The 15921-nt window shown below is 65.2% G+C and carries 17 protein-coding genes; 10 read left to right on the top strand and 7 right to left on the bottom strand.

All coding sequences use genetic code 11. From position 1 onward, the window contains the following. Positions 1–23: 23 nt before the first annotated feature. The 4 genes from folE (at position 24) to SOQ14_RS09225 (ending at position 5667) form a co-directional block, all read left to right on the top strand. Positions 24–626: a GTP cyclohydrolase I FolE gene (gene folE, locus SOQ14_RS09240; protein ID WP_322897783.1), complete on the top strand. Its 603-nt coding sequence runs from the start codon at positions 24–26 to the stop codon at positions 624–626. 19 nt (positions 627–645) lie between these two features. Further along, on the top strand, positions 646–2739 hold the full coding sequence (locus SOQ14_RS09235) for a TonB-dependent receptor (protein ID WP_322897782.1): 2094 nt from the start codon (positions 646–648) through the stop codon (positions 2737–2739). A 54-nt stretch (positions 2740–2793) separates the two neighbouring features. After that, complete coding sequence (locus tag SOQ14_RS09230) at positions 2794–4911, top strand: M3 family metallopeptidase (RefSeq protein WP_322897781.1); 2118 nt, start codon at positions 2794–2796, stop codon at positions 4909–4911. A gap of 75 nt (positions 4912–4986) precedes the next feature. After that, entirely contained in the window at positions 4987–5667 is a 681-nt protein-coding gene (locus tag SOQ14_RS09225; RefSeq protein WP_322897780.1) for a superoxide dismutase, read from the top strand. A gap of 112 nt (positions 5668–5779) precedes the next feature. Here the strand turns inward: SOQ14_RS09225 and SOQ14_RS09220 are convergent, their stop codons facing one another. The 3 genes from SOQ14_RS09220 to SOQ14_RS09210 all read right to left on the bottom strand — a co-directional run bounded on the left by SOQ14_RS09220 (position 5780) and on the right by SOQ14_RS09210 (position 7731). Then, entirely contained in the window at positions 5780–6094 is a 315-nt protein-coding gene (locus tag SOQ14_RS09220) for a P-II family nitrogen regulator (protein WP_322897779.1), read from the bottom strand. 1 nt (position 6095) lies between these two features. After that, a complete protein-coding gene (locus tag SOQ14_RS09215; protein ID WP_322897778.1) occupies positions 6096–7064 on the bottom strand; it encodes a sodium-dependent bicarbonate transport family permease in 969 nt (322 codons plus the stop codon). A 67-nt stretch (positions 7065–7131) separates the two neighbouring features. Continuing rightward, positions 7132–7731, bottom strand: coding sequence for a metal-independent carbonic anhydrase family protein (locus tag SOQ14_RS09210; RefSeq protein WP_322897777.1), 600 nt, complete (start codon positions 7729–7731; stop codon positions 7132–7134). Between the two features lie 270 nt (positions 7732–8001). On the opposite strand from SOQ14_RS09210, the gene SOQ14_RS09205 reads away from it, so the two are divergent. The 4 genes from SOQ14_RS09205 (at position 8002) to SOQ14_RS09190 (ending at position 10950) form a co-directional block, all read left to right on the top strand. Further along, positions 8002–8880 (top strand): LysR family transcriptional regulator, encoded by an 879-nt coding sequence (locus SOQ14_RS09205; protein WP_322897776.1) that lies wholly within the window; start codon positions 8002–8004, stop codon positions 8878–8880. Between the two features lie 139 nt (positions 8881–9019). Then, positions 9020–10216, top strand: coding sequence for a CobW family GTP-binding protein (locus SOQ14_RS09200; RefSeq protein ID WP_322897775.1), 1197 nt, complete (start codon positions 9020–9022; stop codon positions 10214–10216). Further along, a complete protein-coding gene (locus SOQ14_RS09195) occupies positions 10213–10578 on the top strand; it encodes a C45 family peptidase (protein WP_322897774.1) in 366 nt (121 codons plus the stop codon). Before SOQ14_RS09200 ends, SOQ14_RS09195 begins: the two co-directional genes overlap by 4 nt. A 57-nt stretch (positions 10579–10635) precedes the next feature. After that, the gene (locus tag SOQ14_RS09190; RefSeq protein WP_322897773.1) at positions 10636–10950 is read left to right on the top strand and encodes a C45 family peptidase; all 315 of its coding nucleotides are present in this window, start codon (positions 10636–10638) and stop codon (positions 10948–10950) included. A gap of 177 nt (positions 10951–11127) precedes the next feature. Here SOQ14_RS09190 and SOQ14_RS09185 read toward each other — a convergent pair whose 3' ends face one another. After that, complete coding sequence (locus tag SOQ14_RS09185; RefSeq protein ID WP_322897772.1) at positions 11128–11865, bottom strand: SDR family oxidoreductase; 738 nt, start codon at positions 11863–11865, stop codon at positions 11128–11130. Between the two features lie 128 nt (positions 11866–11993). Between SOQ14_RS09185 and SOQ14_RS09180 the strand changes: the two genes are divergently transcribed. Beyond that, the gene (locus tag SOQ14_RS09180) at positions 11994–12905 is read left to right on the top strand and encodes a LysR substrate-binding domain-containing protein (RefSeq protein WP_322897771.1); all 912 of its coding nucleotides are present in this window, start codon (positions 11994–11996) and stop codon (positions 12903–12905) included. Positions 12906–12987: 82 nt separating this feature from the next. Here the strand turns inward: SOQ14_RS09180 and SOQ14_RS09175 are convergent, their stop codons facing one another. From SOQ14_RS09175 to secE, 3 genes are all read right to left on the bottom strand, one after another. Then, the gene (locus SOQ14_RS09175) at positions 12988–13164 is read right to left on the bottom strand and encodes a hypothetical protein (protein ID WP_322897770.1); all 177 of its coding nucleotides are present in this window, start codon (positions 13162–13164) and stop codon (positions 12988–12990) included. Between the two features lie 145 nt (positions 13165–13309). Then, entirely contained in the window at positions 13310–13846 is a 537-nt protein-coding gene (gene nusG / locus SOQ14_RS09170) for a transcription termination/antitermination protein NusG (RefSeq protein ID WP_322897769.1), read from the bottom strand. Between the two features lie 54 nt (positions 13847–13900). After that, positions 13901–14113 (bottom strand): preprotein translocase subunit SecE, encoded by a 213-nt coding sequence (gene secE, locus SOQ14_RS09165; RefSeq protein WP_322897768.1) that lies wholly within the window; start codon positions 14111–14113, stop codon positions 13901–13903. A gap of 261 nt (positions 14114–14374) precedes the next feature. On the opposite strand from secE, the gene SOQ14_RS09160 reads away from it, so the two are divergent. Next, positions 14375–15913: an alanine/glycine:cation symporter family protein gene (locus tag SOQ14_RS09160; RefSeq protein WP_322897767.1), complete on the top strand. Its 1539-nt coding sequence runs from the start codon at positions 14375–14377 to the stop codon at positions 15911–15913. Positions 15914–15921: the final 8 nt, after the last annotated feature.

The raw sequence follows: 15921 nt of genomic DNA, 5'->3' as shown, positions 1-15921 counted from the left end.
CTTCTCCTGAAGGCCACCCTCGCATGAACGCTCCCGAAACTCTTTCCCGCGCCCGTCGGCGCACCCGTGCCGAGGCCGAAGCGGCGGTGCGCTGCCTGATCGAATGGGCAGGCGATGATCCGGACCGCGAAGGCCTGATCGGTACGCCTGACCGGGTGGTGCGCTCCTACGAGGAATTCTTCGGCGGCTATGACGAAGATCCCCGGCTGATGCTGGAGACCACCTTCGAGGAAACCAACGACTACGACGAAATCGTCATGCTGCGCGACATCCGGCTCGAATCGCATTGCGAACATCACATGGTGCCGATCATCGGCAAGGTGCATGTCGCCTATTTGCCCGCCGGGCGGGTGGTCGGTATTTCCAAACTGGCCCGCGTGGTGGAGGCCTATGCCAAGCGGCTCCAGATCCAGGAGACGCTGACCGGTCAGATTGCCGACGCGATCAACGACGCGCTCCAGCCGCGCGGGGTCGCGGTGGTGATCCAGGCCGCGCATCAGTGCATGACAACGCGCGGGATCAAGAAGCCGGGGGTGCAGATGACGACCAGCCGGATGCTGGGCGAATTCCGCGACAATCCGGTGACGCGCGCCGAATTCCTGCAACTGCTTGCCATGCCGGCCTGATCCGATGGCGTCGCGCAGGATGACGAGGCTGGGTGCTCTGTGGCTCGCCGGGACAGTGCTGGGCGGCGTGCCTGCGCTGGCAGGGACCGCGCCTGAGGCTGAGGCCGGAGCTGAGGCTGAAGTCGAACAACCGCGGCCGGGTAGCGACGAGGGTGTGAGCGAGATTGTCGTTTCCTCCACCATCGCGCGCGAGCGGATCGACGTCGCATCGCCGGTGACGATTCTTCAGGGTGCCGATCTGCTGCGCAGCGCCCGCCCGCAGATCGGCGATACCATTACCCGCGTCCCCGGCGTCTCGGCCGCGACCTTCGGCCCCAATGCCTCGCGCCCGGTGCTGCGCGGGTTGACGGGGGAACGGGTGCGGGTGCTGACCGACGGGATCGGGGCGTTCGATGTCTCCAACACCTCGGCCGATCATGCCGTGGCGATCGACCCGCTGAACGCCGAGCGGATCGAGGTGGTGCGCGGGCCTGCCGCACTGCGCTTCGGCCCTTCGGCAATCGGGGGCGTGGTCAACGTGCTTGATGGCCGGGTGCCGACCAGCGTTCCGAATGCGCCGGTTGCGGCAGACATTGTCGCGGGGGCCGCGACAGCAGCCAAAGAGCGCAACCTTGCCGCCGGGATCACCGCGCGCCTTACGCCAGAAATCGCGCTGAGGGTGGGCGGCAACTGGCTCGACACCGGCGACCTCAGAACCGGCGGCTTCATCCTCTCGCCCACTCTGCGCACCCGCGCGGCGGCCAGCCCCGATCCGGCGGTGCGCGCACTGGCGCAGCGGCGCGGGCGCATCCCCAACGGTGATGCCAGCCAGCAGATCGCCACGGCCGGGATCGCGTGGATTTCGGGCGAAGACACGCTCGGCGCGGCGATCAGCCATCTCGAAACCGAATATGCCGTGCCCCCGCGCTTTGATCTCACGGGCGGCGGGCCGCCCGAGGAGGTATTCCTCGATGCGCGCCAGACGCGGTTCGATCTGCGCGGCAGCATCGGATTGGGCGGCGGCTTCTTCGAGCGGCTCAACCTGCGCGGTGGCTATGCCGATTATTCCCATGTCGAAGGCGGCGCGGACCCCGGCGATGTCGGCACCCGCTTTGCCAACAAGGGCCTCGAGGTGCGGCTGGAGGCGGTGCAGGCACGGCAGGGCAATTGGAGCGGCGCAATCGGCGGGCAATTCGTGCGCCGCGATTTCTCGGCAATCGGCGAGGAGGCCTTCGTGCCGCCCAACCTCACCGAGGAATTCGGCCTGTTTGCGGTGCAGGAGCTCGAAGCCGGGCCGCTGCGGATCGAGGCCGGGCTGCGCTACGATCATCGCCGGATCACCTCGCCCACCCGCGATTTCGACCGCAGTTTCGGCAAGATCTCCGGCTCGCTCGGCGCGGTGTGGCGGGTGGCCGAGGATTGGCGGCTGGTCGGCACACTCTCGACCACCGCGCGCCCTCCCGCGGCGGAAGAACTGCTCGCCAATGGCCCCCATGTCGGCACCCAGGCCTTCGAAATCGGTGACCCGACGCTGGCGATCGAACGCGGCACCGGGGGCGAGATCGGGCTGCGCGGCAAGGGCGATGGCTGGCGGCTGGAGTTGAGCGCCTATGCCACGCGCTTTTCCAACTTCATCTACCAAATCGAAACCGGCAACCTCAACGAAGGCCTGCCCGAATTCCGCTTCGTCAGCGATCAGGCGCGGCTGTGGGGGCTGGAACTGGACGCTGGCGCGGAGCTTGGCACTGCCGGGCCGTTCGACATCAGCACCTCGCTGGTCGCCGATCTGGTGCGCGTCAATATCACCGGCGAGGGCCCCGCGCCGCGCATCCCGCCTGCGCGCATCCTTGCCGATATCGCCGCCGCCACCAGCACTCTCACCGCACGGGCCGAGGTCGAGCATGTCTTCGCCCAGCGCCGCATCGCCGCGCTGGAGACCCCGACCGATGCCTTCACGCTGGTCAATCTCAGCCTCGACTGGCAGCCTCTGGCCGAGCGCTTCCCCGGTCTCAACCTGTCGCTTCAGGCGACCAACCTGTTCGACGTCGAAGCCCGCCGCCATGCCAGCCTACTCAAGGATTTCGCCCCGATGGCGGGCCGCGACCTGCGACTTTCGCTGCGCTGGCGGCTATAGGGCCCTGCGAGCTCACCCACTTCCACTCACGCATCCATCCAAGGAAATGTCCTCATGCGCCACCTGATCCTTGCCGCGGCCAGCACCCTCGCGCTAGCTGTGCCCACTATGACCGCGCTTGCCCAGACCACCGCCAGCGTCCCTGTGCGTGCCAACCCCCTATTGGGCAACTGGATCACCGATCCGCAAGGGGTTCCGCCCTATGGCACAATCCAGCCGGCCGATTACGAGCCCGCCCTGACCGAGGCGCTGGCTGAGGCGCGCACCGAGATCGCGGCGATCACCCGCGTACGCAGCGCCCCGACCTTTGCCAACACGATCGAGGCGCTGGAGCGGGCAGGCCTGCGCTATCAGGCGATTGCGGCGGCCTTCTTCAATGTCGCCAGCGCCGATGCCAGCCCGGCAATTCAGGCCGCCGAGGAACCGATCTCGGCGATGCTGACCGATTTCAGCAACGCCATGATGCTCGATCCGGCGCTGTTTGCGCGGGTCGATGCGGTCTATCGCCAGCGCGCCAGCCTCGGCCTTACACCTGAACAGACCCGCCTGCTCGAAGAAACCCACCGCCGCTTTGTGCGCGCGGGCGCGGCGCTCGGGCCGGAGCAGCGCGCGCGGGTGGCGGAGATCAATGCCGAGCTGTCGAAGCTGGGCGTCGCCTTCGGGCAGAAGCTGCTGGCCGACCAGAAGGCGAGCAGCGTGATCCTGACCGAAGCCGAAATGGTCGGCATCCCCGCCAGCGCCAAGGGCGCCGCCGCCAAGGCCGCCGAGGCCGAGGGCCAGCAGGGCTATCTCATCACCGCCACCCGCTCGGCGGTCGAGCCCTTCCTCACCACCGCCACCAACCGCGCCGCGCGCGAGAAGGTGTTCAAGGCCTTCGACAATCGCGGCGCCAATGCCAATGACAACAACACCGCTGCGATTATCCGCCGGATGCTGGAACTCAGGATCGAGCGTGCCGGGCTGATGGGCGCCAGGACCCATGCCGATTTCGTGCTCGAAGACAGCATGGCCAAGACCCCGGATGCAGCGATGGACTTGCTGATGCAGATCTACCGCCCCGCGCTCGAACGCGCGAGGGAAGAGCAGGCCGCGCTCGAAAAGCTGGCAGCGGCCGACGGCGTTACCACGCTCGAAGCGTGGGATTGGCGCTACTATGCCGAGAAGGAACGCGCCCGGCGCTACAATCTCGATGAGGCCGAGCTGAAGCAATATTTCCCGCTCGACGGAATGGTGGCCGCGCTGATGGAGACCACCGGGCGGCTCTATGGCATCCAGTTCGTACCCCGCCCCGATCTTCCCGCCTATGCCGAAGGGGTGAAGGCGTGGGAGATCCGCGAGGCCGATGGCACCGTGGTCGGCCTGTTCTTTGCCGACTGGTTCGCGCGCCCCACCAAGCGACCCGGCGCGTGGATGAACTCCTTGCGCGAACAGAGCGAACTCCTGGGCTACAAGGCGGTTGTGGTGAACAATTGCAACTTCACTCCGCCAGCGCCCGGCGAGCGGGCCGAGATCAGCCTTGATGATGCCACCACGCTGTTCCACGAATTCGGCCATGCGCTCCACGGGCTGTTCAGCCAGGTGCGCTACCCCAGCCTGTCGGGCACCTCCGTCACGCGCGACTTTGTCGAACTGCCCTCGCAGATCCACGAGCATTGGATCAACGAGCCTGCAATCCTGCGTGCCCACGCGAAGAATGCCGCGGGCGAGCCGATCCCCGAACCGATGCTGGCCGCCCTGCTCGAATCGCGCACCTTCAATCAGGGCTTCCTCACGGTGCAGCAGATTTCCTCGGCGATCCTCGACATGGAACTGCACCGGATGACGGCGGTGCCCGAAGGCTTCGATGCGATCGCGTGGGAGAAGCAGCGCCTTGCCGCGATTGGTGTGCCGGCGGCGGTGGGGATGCGTCACCGCCTCGCTCATTTCAGCCATATCTTCGATGGCGGCTATTCGGCGGGATACTATGCCTATAGCTGGGCCGAGGCGATGGACGCAGACGGGTTCGAGGCCTTCAAGGAGAGCGGGAACCTGTTCGATCCGGCACTGGCGGCAAAGCTGCGGCAAGAAGTGTTGGCGCGCGGGAACACCCGTGATCCGGCCGAAAGCTATGTCGCCTTCCGGGGCCGCCTGCCCAATGCCGATGCGTTGCTCAAGAACCGCGGGCTGAAGTGATGTGCCAAAGGAAGGAACGAACCGATGACCCACTTCCGATCCGTACTACTGACCTGTGCAGCGCTTGCAGCGGCGATGGCTCCACTGTCTGAGGTGCCTGCCGTGCAGGCGCAGACCGCTGCCCCGGCCTTAGCCGCCTTCACGCTCGCCCCGCTGCCCTATGCGCCCGAAGCGCTCGAACCGGTGGTCGATGCCGAGACGATGCGCATCCACTATGGCAAGCATCATCAGGCCTATGTCGACAACCTGAACAAGGCGGTAGCAGCCGATCCGTCGCTGGCAGGAGTGCCGCTCGAACAGCTGGTCGCGCGCGCGGGCACGCTGTCGGCTGCGATCCGCAACAATGCCGGCGGGCACTGGAACCACACCTTCTTCTGGCAAACCATGGCGCCGGTCGGGCAGACGCGCGCGATCTCGCCCCATCTCGCTGCTGCGATCGACGCGCAGTTCGGGGGGATGGACAAGTTCAAGACGGCCTTCAAAGCGGCAGGCACGGCGCGGTTCGGATCGGGCTGGGTATGGCTGATCGTCGGCAAGGACGGGAAGCTCGCGATCACCTCGACCCCCAATCAGGACAATCCGCTGATGGATGTGGCCGAGCTCAAGGGTGTACCGATTTTGGGCAATGACGTGTGGGAACACGCCTATTATCTCAAGTGGCAGAATCGCCGGGCTGACTATCTCGATGGCTGGTGGCAGGCGGTCGATTGGGGCAAGGTCTCGGCGCGTTATGCGGCGGCGACGCAAACCGGCTGAGCCGCCGCTGCTTGTGTTGGCCATCGGTTGATGGCAGGGCGATGCTGTCGCCAGACCCCGGAAGCGCGCCCGTTTGAGAGACGCTCTGCCGGGGTTGCTGTAACCCTCCCGCTCAATCAAAGCGCTGCGGGCGGATCACTTCCACATTGCTGACCAGAAGGATCAGATGATGCGTGGCCAGCAACGGGCTGAGCAGATCGGTCAGCTTGTCGGCGCCCTCTTCCGAGGTGACCGCCATGAACATCACCTTGGCTGTCGCCCCGGAGATCTGGTCGTCGCGCCAGCGGCCCGAATGGCCCATGCCGCCCAGCGTCGGCAGCAAGGTGTAGTGCTCGATCCCCGCGCTCGCCGCGATGCGTTCGATCGCGGGGATCAGCGGCTCGTCCGCCAGCACTTCGATGCGGCGGCGGATGATGGTCTCGGTCATCTCAGATCATCCCGTGCAAGTGGCTGGCAACCCATGCGTAGTAGGGGATGCCAAGGGTCAGGTTGAAGGGGAAGGTGACGGCCAGGCTCATGCCCAGATAAAGCCCCGGATTGGCCTCTGGCAAGGCGAGGCGCATCACCGCCGGCACCGCGATATAGCTCGCGCTGCCCGCCAGAATGGCGAGCGCCGCCGCCGATCCCGCATCAAGGCCTGCAAACACCCCCAGCGCCGCGCCAAGCGTGCCGTTGGTGACCGGCAGCGCGATGCCGAGCGCCGCGGTGCGCAAGGTCAGCGCGCGCCGGTCCATCAGCCGCCGCGCCGCGACCAGCCCCATGTCGAGCAGGAACAGGCACAGCATCCCCTTGAACAGCGTGTCGAACACCGGGGCGATGGGGGCAAAGCCCTTCTCGCCCGCGATCACGCCGATGATGAAGCTGCCGACCAGCAGCACCACCGACCCGTTGAAGAAGGTCTCGTGCCACAGCCCCCCGCGCGCGGCGAGGGCATCGCCCTCAGCCTGTCCGCGCTTGGCGAGCAGCAGCCCGGTCAGCACCGCCGGGGTCTCCATCAGGGCCAGCACTGCGACCATGAAACCGGCCGGGGCCATGCCGACCGCACGCAGCACTTCGGAACCGGCGGCAAAGGTGACGACGCTGACCGATCCGTAATGCGCGGCGACCGCGGCGGCATTGGTGCGGTCGAGCCGGCCCAGCTTCTGCAAGGCCCAGAAGGCCGGCAGCGGCAGCAGGAAGGACAGGGCCAGCCCACAGCCGCCGGCGATCAGCATGGCGCTGGTGAGGCCGCTATGCGCCACCTCACCCCCGCCCCGCAGGCCGATCGACATCATCAGATAGAGCGCGATAGTCTTGGCCACCGCCTCGGGCACGGCAAGGTCGGACCGGGCAAAGGCCGCCAGCGCGCCGAGCAGGAAGAACAGCACGACCGGCTGGAACAGGGCGTCAATGGCCATGGCGCCGCCCCCCGACAGAGGAAGATAAGATCATGGACTTGCCCCCATGGTTGATTGGCCGCGCGGCTCAGTTCGGGTTGAACGGCACCGACGAATGGTGAACGACGATCTTGAGGTCACCCTGTTCCCCGCGCACATAGGCGAAGCTGTATTCGACCTTCGTATCCGCGCCGCCATCGGCCGGGGTGAACCAGTAGTTGCCCATGGCGACGGCCATGTTGCAGCTGTTGTTGACGATCCCGTAGTTCTTCCATCGCACCTTGGTCCATGGCTTGATCGCGAAGCCTTTGTCCTCGGGGAAGGAGGGGTTGCCGCCGACGAAATATGACAGGGCCGAATCGAACGAGGTGCGGAACTGGTCCACTGAGGCGAGCGTCGGCTTGAACAGCACCAGACTGAGGTCATAGCCGTAGAAGCGGTTGATGTGCGCGGCCGCCGCGGCGGTGTAGTCTCCGCCTTCGCGATAGACCTTGCCGATGGCGATGATGCCTTCGCCCCAGGCCTTCTGCGCCTCGACCACTTCGCGTTCGGTGATGCAGGGCTGCGCGGGCGCGGCGGTGACAGGCGGGGCTGACTTGGCGGGCTTGGCCACCGAGGGGCTCGCCAAGGCGATCATTGGCAGAGCCAGCGCGGCGACCAGCGGGCGGGTGCGGGCAAGAGAGGTCATCATGCTCATCCTTTGTATCAGGGTGCCAGGACATGCCCCGGCGCGCAGGCGTGCATGCTGACGGGCGAGGGCCCGTCAGGCGGCGCGGTGTGCGGTAACCGGGGGTAGGCGAACAGGCTGGGTTGAAACGATGCCCGGATGCGACCCCGAGCGGCTTTGCCTATAGACGCGGGTGATTTCGTTGGAGAAACGCAAAAAACTGCAGCGATTAATCAATGAAGTTGCTTAATTGCCTTGACCTGCGCGGCTCTCCGCACCACCTTGCCGACCATGCTCCCGCTTGATGTGCCGCTACTTGAGACCTTTCTCGATCTGGTTGAAACCGGCAGCTTCACCCGCACTGCCGCCCGCGTCCATCGCAGCCAGTCGGCGATCTCGGCGCAGGTGCGGCGGCTTGAGACGATGCTCGGCGCGACCCTGTTCGAGCGCACCACGCGGCAGGTGATGCTGACCCCTGCGGGCGAGCGACTGGTTCCCCATGCACAGGCGGTGGTCGATGCCGCCGCGGCGCTCGCGGCGCGCTTTCGGGAGGAGGAGGATGTCGCAGGCGACGTCCGCCTCGGCTGCCCGGAGGACATCGCCAGTGCCGACTTGCCCGCGATCCTCGCCGATTTCGCCGCCGCGCACCCCCGCGTGCGGCTGCATGTGCGCTGCGACCTGACGTTGCATCTGACCCAGCAGTTCGAGGAAGGGGCCTTCGATCTCATTCTGATCAAGCAGGACCCCGCACGGATCATGGCAGGCGCGCGGATGCTGCGGCACGAGGCGCTGTGCTGGGCCGGCCCGCCCCGGTCGCGGGGCTTCCCGCAAGGCCAGACCGTGCCGCTGGTGCTGGCGCCTGCTCCTTGCGTCTATCGTGCAAGGGCGCTCGAGGCGCTGGCGCAGGCGGGACATCTGCCCGATGTCGTCTATGCCTCGCCCAGCGAGACCGGACAGATTGCGGCGGTGCGCGCAGGGCTGGGGTGGAGCGTCTTGCCGGAGCGCCGTCTGCCGCCCGATCTGGCGGTGGCGGACGCGGGTTGGCCGGCCGTGCCCGAGGCCGCGATATGCCTGCTCACGGCGGCTCGGATGACCGGCGCGGTCGAGGCCTTTGCTCGCCATGTCGAGGCCCGTCTGTCGATCATGCCCGACGAACGCGGAACGGCCTGAAATTCCGGCTGATCAGGGCTTGGTTCGTCGCGCAAGAATGTTATGGTATAACATCATTTCCGCAAGATTGTCTCAGCCCCGATCATCCCCGCTTCCCGCCCTGGCCAGCCGCGCCGGTCATCGCCCGAAAGGCTCCCGCATGAGCGCTCTGTTCGCAAACCAGTCACAAATTCCCGTCACTTTGCTCACCGGCTTTCTCGGCGCGGGCAAGACCACGATCCTCAACCACCTCGTGCGCGATCCGGCGCTGGCAAAGACGCTGGTGATCATCAACGAATTCGGCGCGGTCGGGATCGATCATGATCTCATGAGCGTGAGCCAAGAGGATGTGGTCGTCGAAATGTCGAGCGGGTGCCTGTGCTGCACGATCAGGGGCGATCTGGTGCGCACGTTGCGCGATGCGCCTTGGCGCTTTGCCCGGGGCGGGGTGTGCTGGTTTGACCGGGTGGTGATCGAGACCACGGGCCTCGCTGATCCCGCGCCGATCCTCCACACGCTTATGACTGACGAGCGGCTGGTGACGCTCTATCGCATCGATGGGGTGGTGACAGCGGTCGATGCCGTCAACGGAATGGCGACGCTCGATGCCCAGGAGGAATCGCGCAAACAGGCAGCCGTGGCCGACCGGCTGCTGCTGACCAAGACCGATCTCGCCAGCGCCGAGGAGATCGCGGCGATTGAGGCCCGGCTGCACGCGCTCAATCCCGCCGCGCCGATCATCTGCACGCTGGGCGGCGTGGTGGAGCCTGCGCAGCTGCTGGATGTCGGGCTGTGGAACCCAGAGACCAAGTCTCACGATGTGCAGCGCTGGCTCAACGCCGAGGCCTATGCGCAAGGGCACGATCACCATGATCACCATGATCACCATGATCACCATGATCACCATGATCACCAGGATCACGGGCATCACCACGACATCAACCGCCATGATGAGCGGATCCATGCCATGTGCCTCACCTTCGACGAACCGCTCGACGCCGAGGCGTTCGATTTCTGGCTTCATACCCTGATGATGCTCAAGGGGCCGAACGTGCTGCGGATCAAGGGGATCGTCAACATCGCCGATCTCGACAAGCCGATGGTGCTGCACGGCGTCCAGCAGATCTTCCACCCCCCGGTGATGCTCGATGCCTGGCCGTCCGAGGATCGCCGCACCCGTATGGTGTTCATCACCCGCGGGGTGGACGAGGCGATGCTGCGCGACACGCTGGCGATGATGACGCAATCGGTGAAGGACTATCGGCTATCGGGGCCCAAGGGTGCCATGCCCAGGTCCGAAACTTCGCTGTTGCTGCCCGGCGATCCGGGGTTTGATCTGGCAGCGCAGTTCCTGTGACCAAGCCGCAATCGACCCTGCCGATGCTCGACCTGCCGCAATTGACCGTGCGCGGCACGCCGGAGGCGATGGGCCGCCATTATGGCCGGCATTTCCGCGTCCTCATCGGCGCCTTCGTGGCTGACCGGATCGCTGCGGTGGAAACCTACCTGCATGAGCGCGGGCACACTGGCACTGACCCCCTGTTTGCAGCGGGCGCAGCCTGTCTCGAAGCAGCGCGCGCCTTCGATCCGGCGGGCCATGCCGAGCATTGCGGCATCGCCGAGGGAGCCGGGATCGATCCCGTGGTGCTCTTCACCGCAGCCAACATGACTGACGTGCGCGATGTCATCATCTTGCCCGGCGATCCGCTGGTAGTGTAAGATGAAGGCTGCACCGCTACGCTGCTGCCACCTGCCATCACGGCGTCGGGCACAGCCTTGCAGGGCCAGACCTGGGACCTCAACGGGCCGGACGTCGACTATGTGATCGCGCTCCATCGCCTGCCCGATGATGGCCCGGAAACGTGGACCGTGACCTGCGCCGGGTGTCAGACCCTGATGGGCATGAACGCCCATGGGCTCGCGGTCGGCACGACCAATCTCAAGACCCGCGGCGCGCGGCGAGCTGGCATGCGGACAAAGCAGACACCCTGTCCGTTTGAATTGCCATCATTTTCATCACTATTTTCAATAGTCTGTCGCTGCATTTCGCAAGCGGACGGTCAGGGAAGCAGGGCAAAAGGGGTCTTTTGACTGCAATCCCGGGATGCCTATGCCACGAAGCCCGCCAGTAGGAAATTTCGTGCTCGCCCGTGGGAACGAATGGCAGCTTTGAAATTATTGCAGGAGAAAGCTGCAATTCGCCGAGGACCCCCGAAGCGGGCCTACGCCGGCTCATATGACATCGCATCCTGTTCCCATGGTCGCGGTTCAGATTTCCGCGAAGCCGCCGTCGACCACGAGCTCCGCTCCCACGACATAGCTCGCCAGATCGCTTGCGAGGAACAGCGCCGCATTGGCGATCTCCTCGGGTCGCCCCATTCGCCGGATGGGGATGTGCTGCGCCAGTTGCGCATTCGTTTCACGAAGCTCGTCGGCAGAAGCACCGCCACGGGAGCGTATCGGTGTGTCGATGGCGCCAGGCGAGACCGCGTTGACGCGAATGCCGCGTGGCAAAAGCTCGGCCGAAAGAGTGCGCGCGAAGGAGCGAACCGCTGCTTTGGACGCCGACAATGCCGCAGTCCCCGGGGTTCCGACCTGGTTGAGCCAGGAGGTGTTGAGGATAATGACCGAGCCTTCGCTCATGAGCGGCAACATCGTCTGGATCGTGAAGAACACGCCCTTCACGTTGATGTCCATCAGCTCGTCAAACCGCTCTTGGCCGGTGTCGGCGATCGGAGTTCCGAAGGCCACGCCCGCATTGGCAAACAGAATGTCGAGGCCGCCAAATGCGTCTTCGACTGCTCCTCGCACCGTGCCGAGGTCTGGAAGCGAGCGAACATCGGCCGCCAACGCGAGGTGTTCGCCTCCCAGCTTCCGGCCTTCCCGCTCGACCTTTTCGCGGTCACGGCCTGTGATAGCCACCCGCGCGCCGTGGGCGGCGAAAAGCTCTGCCGTCGCCAGGCCGATGCCGCTCGATCCGCCGGTGATCAGCGCAGTCTTGTTCATCAGAAGCATCGTTCATCCTCCCTGTTGAGCGCAGTGCTGACGCAATCCTTGCAGTTTCGCGAGATCGAACTAAGCTATTGTCGGCGAAGAAAAACTTCGTTGTGACGCGAGGGAAGTGCTTGAGATCCTTGTCCCGACTAAGGTCGCTTCAGGCTTTTGAGGCAGCCGCGCGGCATCGCAGCTTCATCCGGGCAGCGGAAGAACTCGGAATTACCCCCACGGCTGTCGGACAACTCGTTCGTTCGCTTGAGGACTGGAGCGGCCGACCGCTGTTTCGGCGCTCGCGCTCGGGGAAGGAGCGCCTCAGCCTTACAGAGGAGGCAACTGCAGCGCTGGAGGATATCTCCGCAGGACTGGACGCTCTCGAGAACGGCATGGCGCGGCTCAAAAGCCCCGGGACGCGTTCAACCGTTCTGGTGACGACCTCGCATGCTCTGGCAGCGAATTGGCTGATTTATCGCCTGCAGCGCTTTTCCGACCTTCATCCCGACATCGACATCCGCTTGGACGTATCGGATCGCACGCTGGATATTGCGCGCGGCGAGGCAGATATCGGGGTCCGGTGCGGACCAGGCGGCTGGCGTGGCCTCAAGGCGACAAAGCTTATGGACGAGGTGATTGTCGCTGTGACAAGTCCGAACCTGCTGACCGACGGTGATCCGGATGCCGGCTGGTTCGCCCGGCAACAGCTTATCGACGATGCCTCGCCTCATCCGGGCGGCGACTTTCCTTCTTGGCGCGATTGGTGCGGCCGGTTCGGCATGAAGCAGCAGAGCCCGGCGTCAATTATGAAGATCAACTCGGCTTCCGCAGCAATTCAGGCTGCCGTTACGGGCCATGGCATCGCGCTGGTTCGCAGGGCGCTCGTGGCGAACCTCCTTGCTACGCGGCAACTGCAGCAGGTTTGGCCCGGTCAAGAATGGCCCATCAACTGGTCCTACTATGTCGTCACTGCGGCTGGAGCTGATCGGCGGCGCGAGGTGAGAGCCTTTTATGACTGGCTCGTTGACGATACCCTCACGGGCCTTGCTGCGCCGTGATTCCACCCACCTGCGGTCATTCCCGCCAAGCGCTCGCAACCCGGAAAGCGGACGCAGCGCTGTTACGCCGCGCAGCGCATGCCTATTCCGCAGGCCGTGGGCGGCGCAGGCCTTTGGTGCGGCTGGTGAGGTGGAAGTGGTGGCACAGAGCGCACTTGTAGGTGCGCAGCGACAGCGGGGAGAGCAAGGCGGCCGCATCCGCCGCCTCACGGCTGGCAAAGCGGCGCTTGCGCCGACAGATGCCGAGGCGGGTTTTCACCGGCCCAAAGCAAAGGATGGCGTTTGGCGGTGCACCGGCCCCGCAGGGGCCGCAAGGGCGACCGCCCGCCCGCAGGCGCCCGGAGCGAAGCGAAGGAACAGCGCCGGGGACGCGCCCGCGGAGGCGGGCCCGCGCTCCAGCCCCCTCACTTGACCAGTTCGACCTCGTCGAAGCCCAGTTCCACCGGCGTGGCGCGCCCGAAGATCGAGACCGACACCTTGACCTTCGACTTGTCGAAATCGAGCTCTTCGACGACCCCGGTGAAGCTCGCGAACGGGCCGGCATTGACCTTGACCGAATCGCCGATCTCGTAATCGATGTGGACTTCGCGCTTGGGCGCCGCCTTGGCCTGCTCGACCCCGCCGAAATAGCGCGCGGCTTCCTTTTCGGAGATCGGTTGCGGCTTGTTGCCCGAACCGAGGAAGCCTGTCACCTTCGGGGTGTTCTTGACGAGGTGGTAGATATCATCCGTCATGTTGAGCTTGGCGAGCACATAGCCGGGCATGAACTTGCGTTCGACCTGCACCTTCTTGCCGCGCTTCACTTCGATCACGGTTTCGGTCGGCACCTGCACTTCCTCGACCCCGTCGGACAGGCCCAGCCGTTCGGCTTCGGCGACGATCGCGTCGCGCACCTTGTTCTCGAAACCCGAATAGGCGTGAATGATATACCAGCGAGCCATGAGGCGTGATCCTTGCGAAATGATGGTCGTGCAAATGCGTGAAAGAAGAAGGCCTTACTGCAGCAGGCCGATCGCGGCGCGCACCACCGCGCCAAAGGCACTGTCGACGCCGAGGAAGAACAGCGACAGGATCACCATGAAGATGAACACGAAAATCGCCGTGCGCACGGTTTCCTCACGGGTCGGCCACACCACCTTGGCGGTTTCGGCGCGCACCTGATTGACGAATTCCGCAACGCTCGTTTTGCGCTTTTTCTCTTCGGTCATGGGACCTTCAGTTCCTTTATCAAACCTGCCTGCGCGTTCCGCATCGCTCGAAGGTAAGAGGCCGCGCCGCCCGGCACAAGCTTGCCGGAGGGGCTCTTCAGTTCAGCGATGTCGGAAAAGACGATTGCGCTCTTACGCCGCGACCGCCGCAAAAGCAAGAGAGCCGCGCAAAACGCGCGGGCGCAGGCTAGGCAAGGGGCCGGGGGCGCACTAGGCCAAGGGTCTGACGCGCGCGACGCAGCAAAACGGGGATCACGGCACATGGCAGCAAACGGCGGCGCAAGCCTTGGGGAAAGGCTGGTTGCTCCGGTCAGCAATGTTTCGGACTTCATCTGGGCGGGCACCTGGGATGGCGTCGAGGTGCTTGCCTTCCCACCGATGACTCTGACCCTGCTGGGCATGGGCCTGTGGATCATGGTGGGCCTGAAATTCTATCCCATCGTCAAGCTGGGCAGCGCATTCAAGGGGCTGTTTGCCGGCCGCAAGGGGCAAGGCGAAGGCGAGATTTCGCCCTTTGCCGCCCTCTCGACCGCGCTTTCCGGGCAAGTCGGCACCGGCAATCTGGCGGGTGTCGCCACCGCGATAGCGCTGGGCGGGCCGGGCGCCGTGTTCTGGATGTGGATCACCGCGCTGTTCGGCATGGCGCTGGCCTTTGCCGAAGGGGCCCTGTCGATCCGCTATCGCGAACGCACCCCGGACGGGGCCTATCGCGGCGGTCCGATGACTTACATCAGGCTTGGCCTCGGGCCGAAATGGACCTGGCTTGCAGTGGTGTTCTGCGTCGGCACGCTGTTTTCCGCGCTGGTTACCGGCAATTCGATCCAGGCCAATGAAGTGGCAAGCGGGCTCAAGGAATTGTTCGGCTGGGAACGCTGGGTTGGCGGACTGGTGGTCGCCGTCGCGGTGTTTGTGGTGATCATCGGCGGGATCAAGTCGATCGGCAATATCGCGGAGAAGGTCGTGCCGTTCATGGCCTTTGCCTATGTCGCGATGGCGCTGACAGCGCTGGTGCTCAATGCCAGCGAATTGCCCGAAACCTTCGGCCGGATCTTCGCCGGAGCCTTCAACTATCAAAGCGCGAGCGGCGGGTTCCTTGGCGCGGCGCTGATCCTTGCGATCCGCGCCGGCGTCGCGCGCGGGCTGTTCTCGAACGAGGCCGGCCAGGGCTCAACCGCGATGGCGCACGCCGTCGCGCAGACTGACGACCCGGAAATGCAGGGCCGCATGGCGATGATGGGCACCTTCATCGATACCATCGTGATCTGCACCATGACGGCGCTGGTGCTGCTGACGGTGAAGGGCGACTTCACCTATCAGGGCATGCCGGTCGAGCATGTCTGGCAATCCGATCTCGGCACCACGGGCGCGGCCGGCTTCGTGACCACGTCAGGGGCCTTTGCCGCGGCTTTCCCGACGCTGATCGCCGGCATTCCGCTTGGCACGCTGGTTGCCTCGATCGCGCTGATCCTGTTTGTCTTCACCACGCTGCTGACGTGGAGCTATTACGGGGAACGGGCGATCACCTTCATCTATGATCGTATCCCCGGCGCGACCGCACGCGGCGAAAAGGTCTTGCATGTGGCTTGGCGCGTGGTGTGGTGCGTGGCGATCTACGTGGGCGCGACCCAGCCTTCGGAACTGGTGTGGCGGCTTGGCGATATCTCCAATGCGGCCATGGCTTTGCCCAACCTGCTCGCGCTCGCGGTGCTATCGGGCGTGGTCTTTGCGCTGGCGCGGGGCGACCGCAAGGCCGGGCCCGATCACGCCGCCGATACGCGCGACGAACCCGGAGACTTGTGATCGGCGCC

The sequence above is a fragment of the Erythrobacter epiphyticus genome (assembly GCF_034653295.1).
GTDB lineage: Bacteria > Pseudomonadota > Alphaproteobacteria > Sphingomonadales > Sphingomonadaceae > Erythrobacter.
Note: the sequence above shows the minus strand (reverse complement) of the source record. Positions and strands in the feature narration are given on the sequence as shown.

What these genes read in the sequence shown, in the direction of transcription:
- folE (WP_322897783.1), top strand. Translation starts at nt 24, where the DNA reads ATGAACGCTCCCGAAACTCTTTCCCGCGCCCGTCGGCGCACCCGTGCC.
- SOQ14_RS09235 (WP_322897782.1), top strand. Translation starts at nt 646, where the DNA reads ATGACGAGGCTGGGTGCTCTGTGGCTCGCCGGGACAGTGCTGGGCGGC.
- SOQ14_RS09230 (WP_322897781.1), top strand. Translation starts at nt 2,794, where the DNA reads ATGCGCCACCTGATCCTTGCCGCGGCCAGCACCCTCGCGCTAGCTGTG.
- SOQ14_RS09225 (WP_322897780.1), top strand. Translation starts at nt 4,987, where the DNA reads ATGGCTCCACTGTCTGAGGTGCCTGCCGTGCAGGCGCAGACCGCTGCC.
- SOQ14_RS09220 (WP_322897779.1), bottom strand. Translation starts at nt 6,094, where the DNA reads ATGACCGAGACCATCATCCGCCGCCGCATCGAAGTGCTGGCGGACGAG.
- SOQ14_RS09215 (WP_322897778.1), bottom strand. Translation starts at nt 7,064, where the DNA reads ATGGCCATTGACGCCCTGTTCCAGCCGGTCGTGCTGTTCTTCCTGCTC.
- SOQ14_RS09210 (WP_322897777.1), bottom strand. Translation starts at nt 7,731, where the DNA reads ATGACCTCTCTTGCCCGCACCCGCCCGCTGGTCGCCGCGCTGGCTCTG.
- SOQ14_RS09205 (WP_322897776.1), top strand. Translation starts at nt 8,002, where the DNA reads ATGCTCCCGCTTGATGTGCCGCTACTTGAGACCTTTCTCGATCTGGTT.
- SOQ14_RS09200 (WP_322897775.1), top strand. Translation starts at nt 9,020, where the DNA reads ATGAGCGCTCTGTTCGCAAACCAGTCACAAATTCCCGTCACTTTGCTC.
- SOQ14_RS09185 (WP_322897772.1), bottom strand. Translation starts at nt 11,865, where the DNA reads ATGAACAAGACTGCGCTGATCACCGGCGGATCGAGCGGCATCGGCCTG.
- nusG (WP_322897769.1), bottom strand. Translation starts at nt 13,846, where the DNA reads ATGGCTCGCTGGTATATCATTCACGCCTATTCGGGTTTCGAGAACAAG.
- secE (WP_322897768.1), bottom strand. Translation starts at nt 14,113, where the DNA reads ATGACCGAAGAGAAAAAGCGCAAAACGAGCGTTGCGGAATTCGTCAAT.
- SOQ14_RS09160 (WP_322897767.1), top strand. Translation starts at nt 14,375, where the DNA reads ATGGCAGCAAACGGCGGCGCAAGCCTTGGGGAAAGGCTGGTTGCTCCG.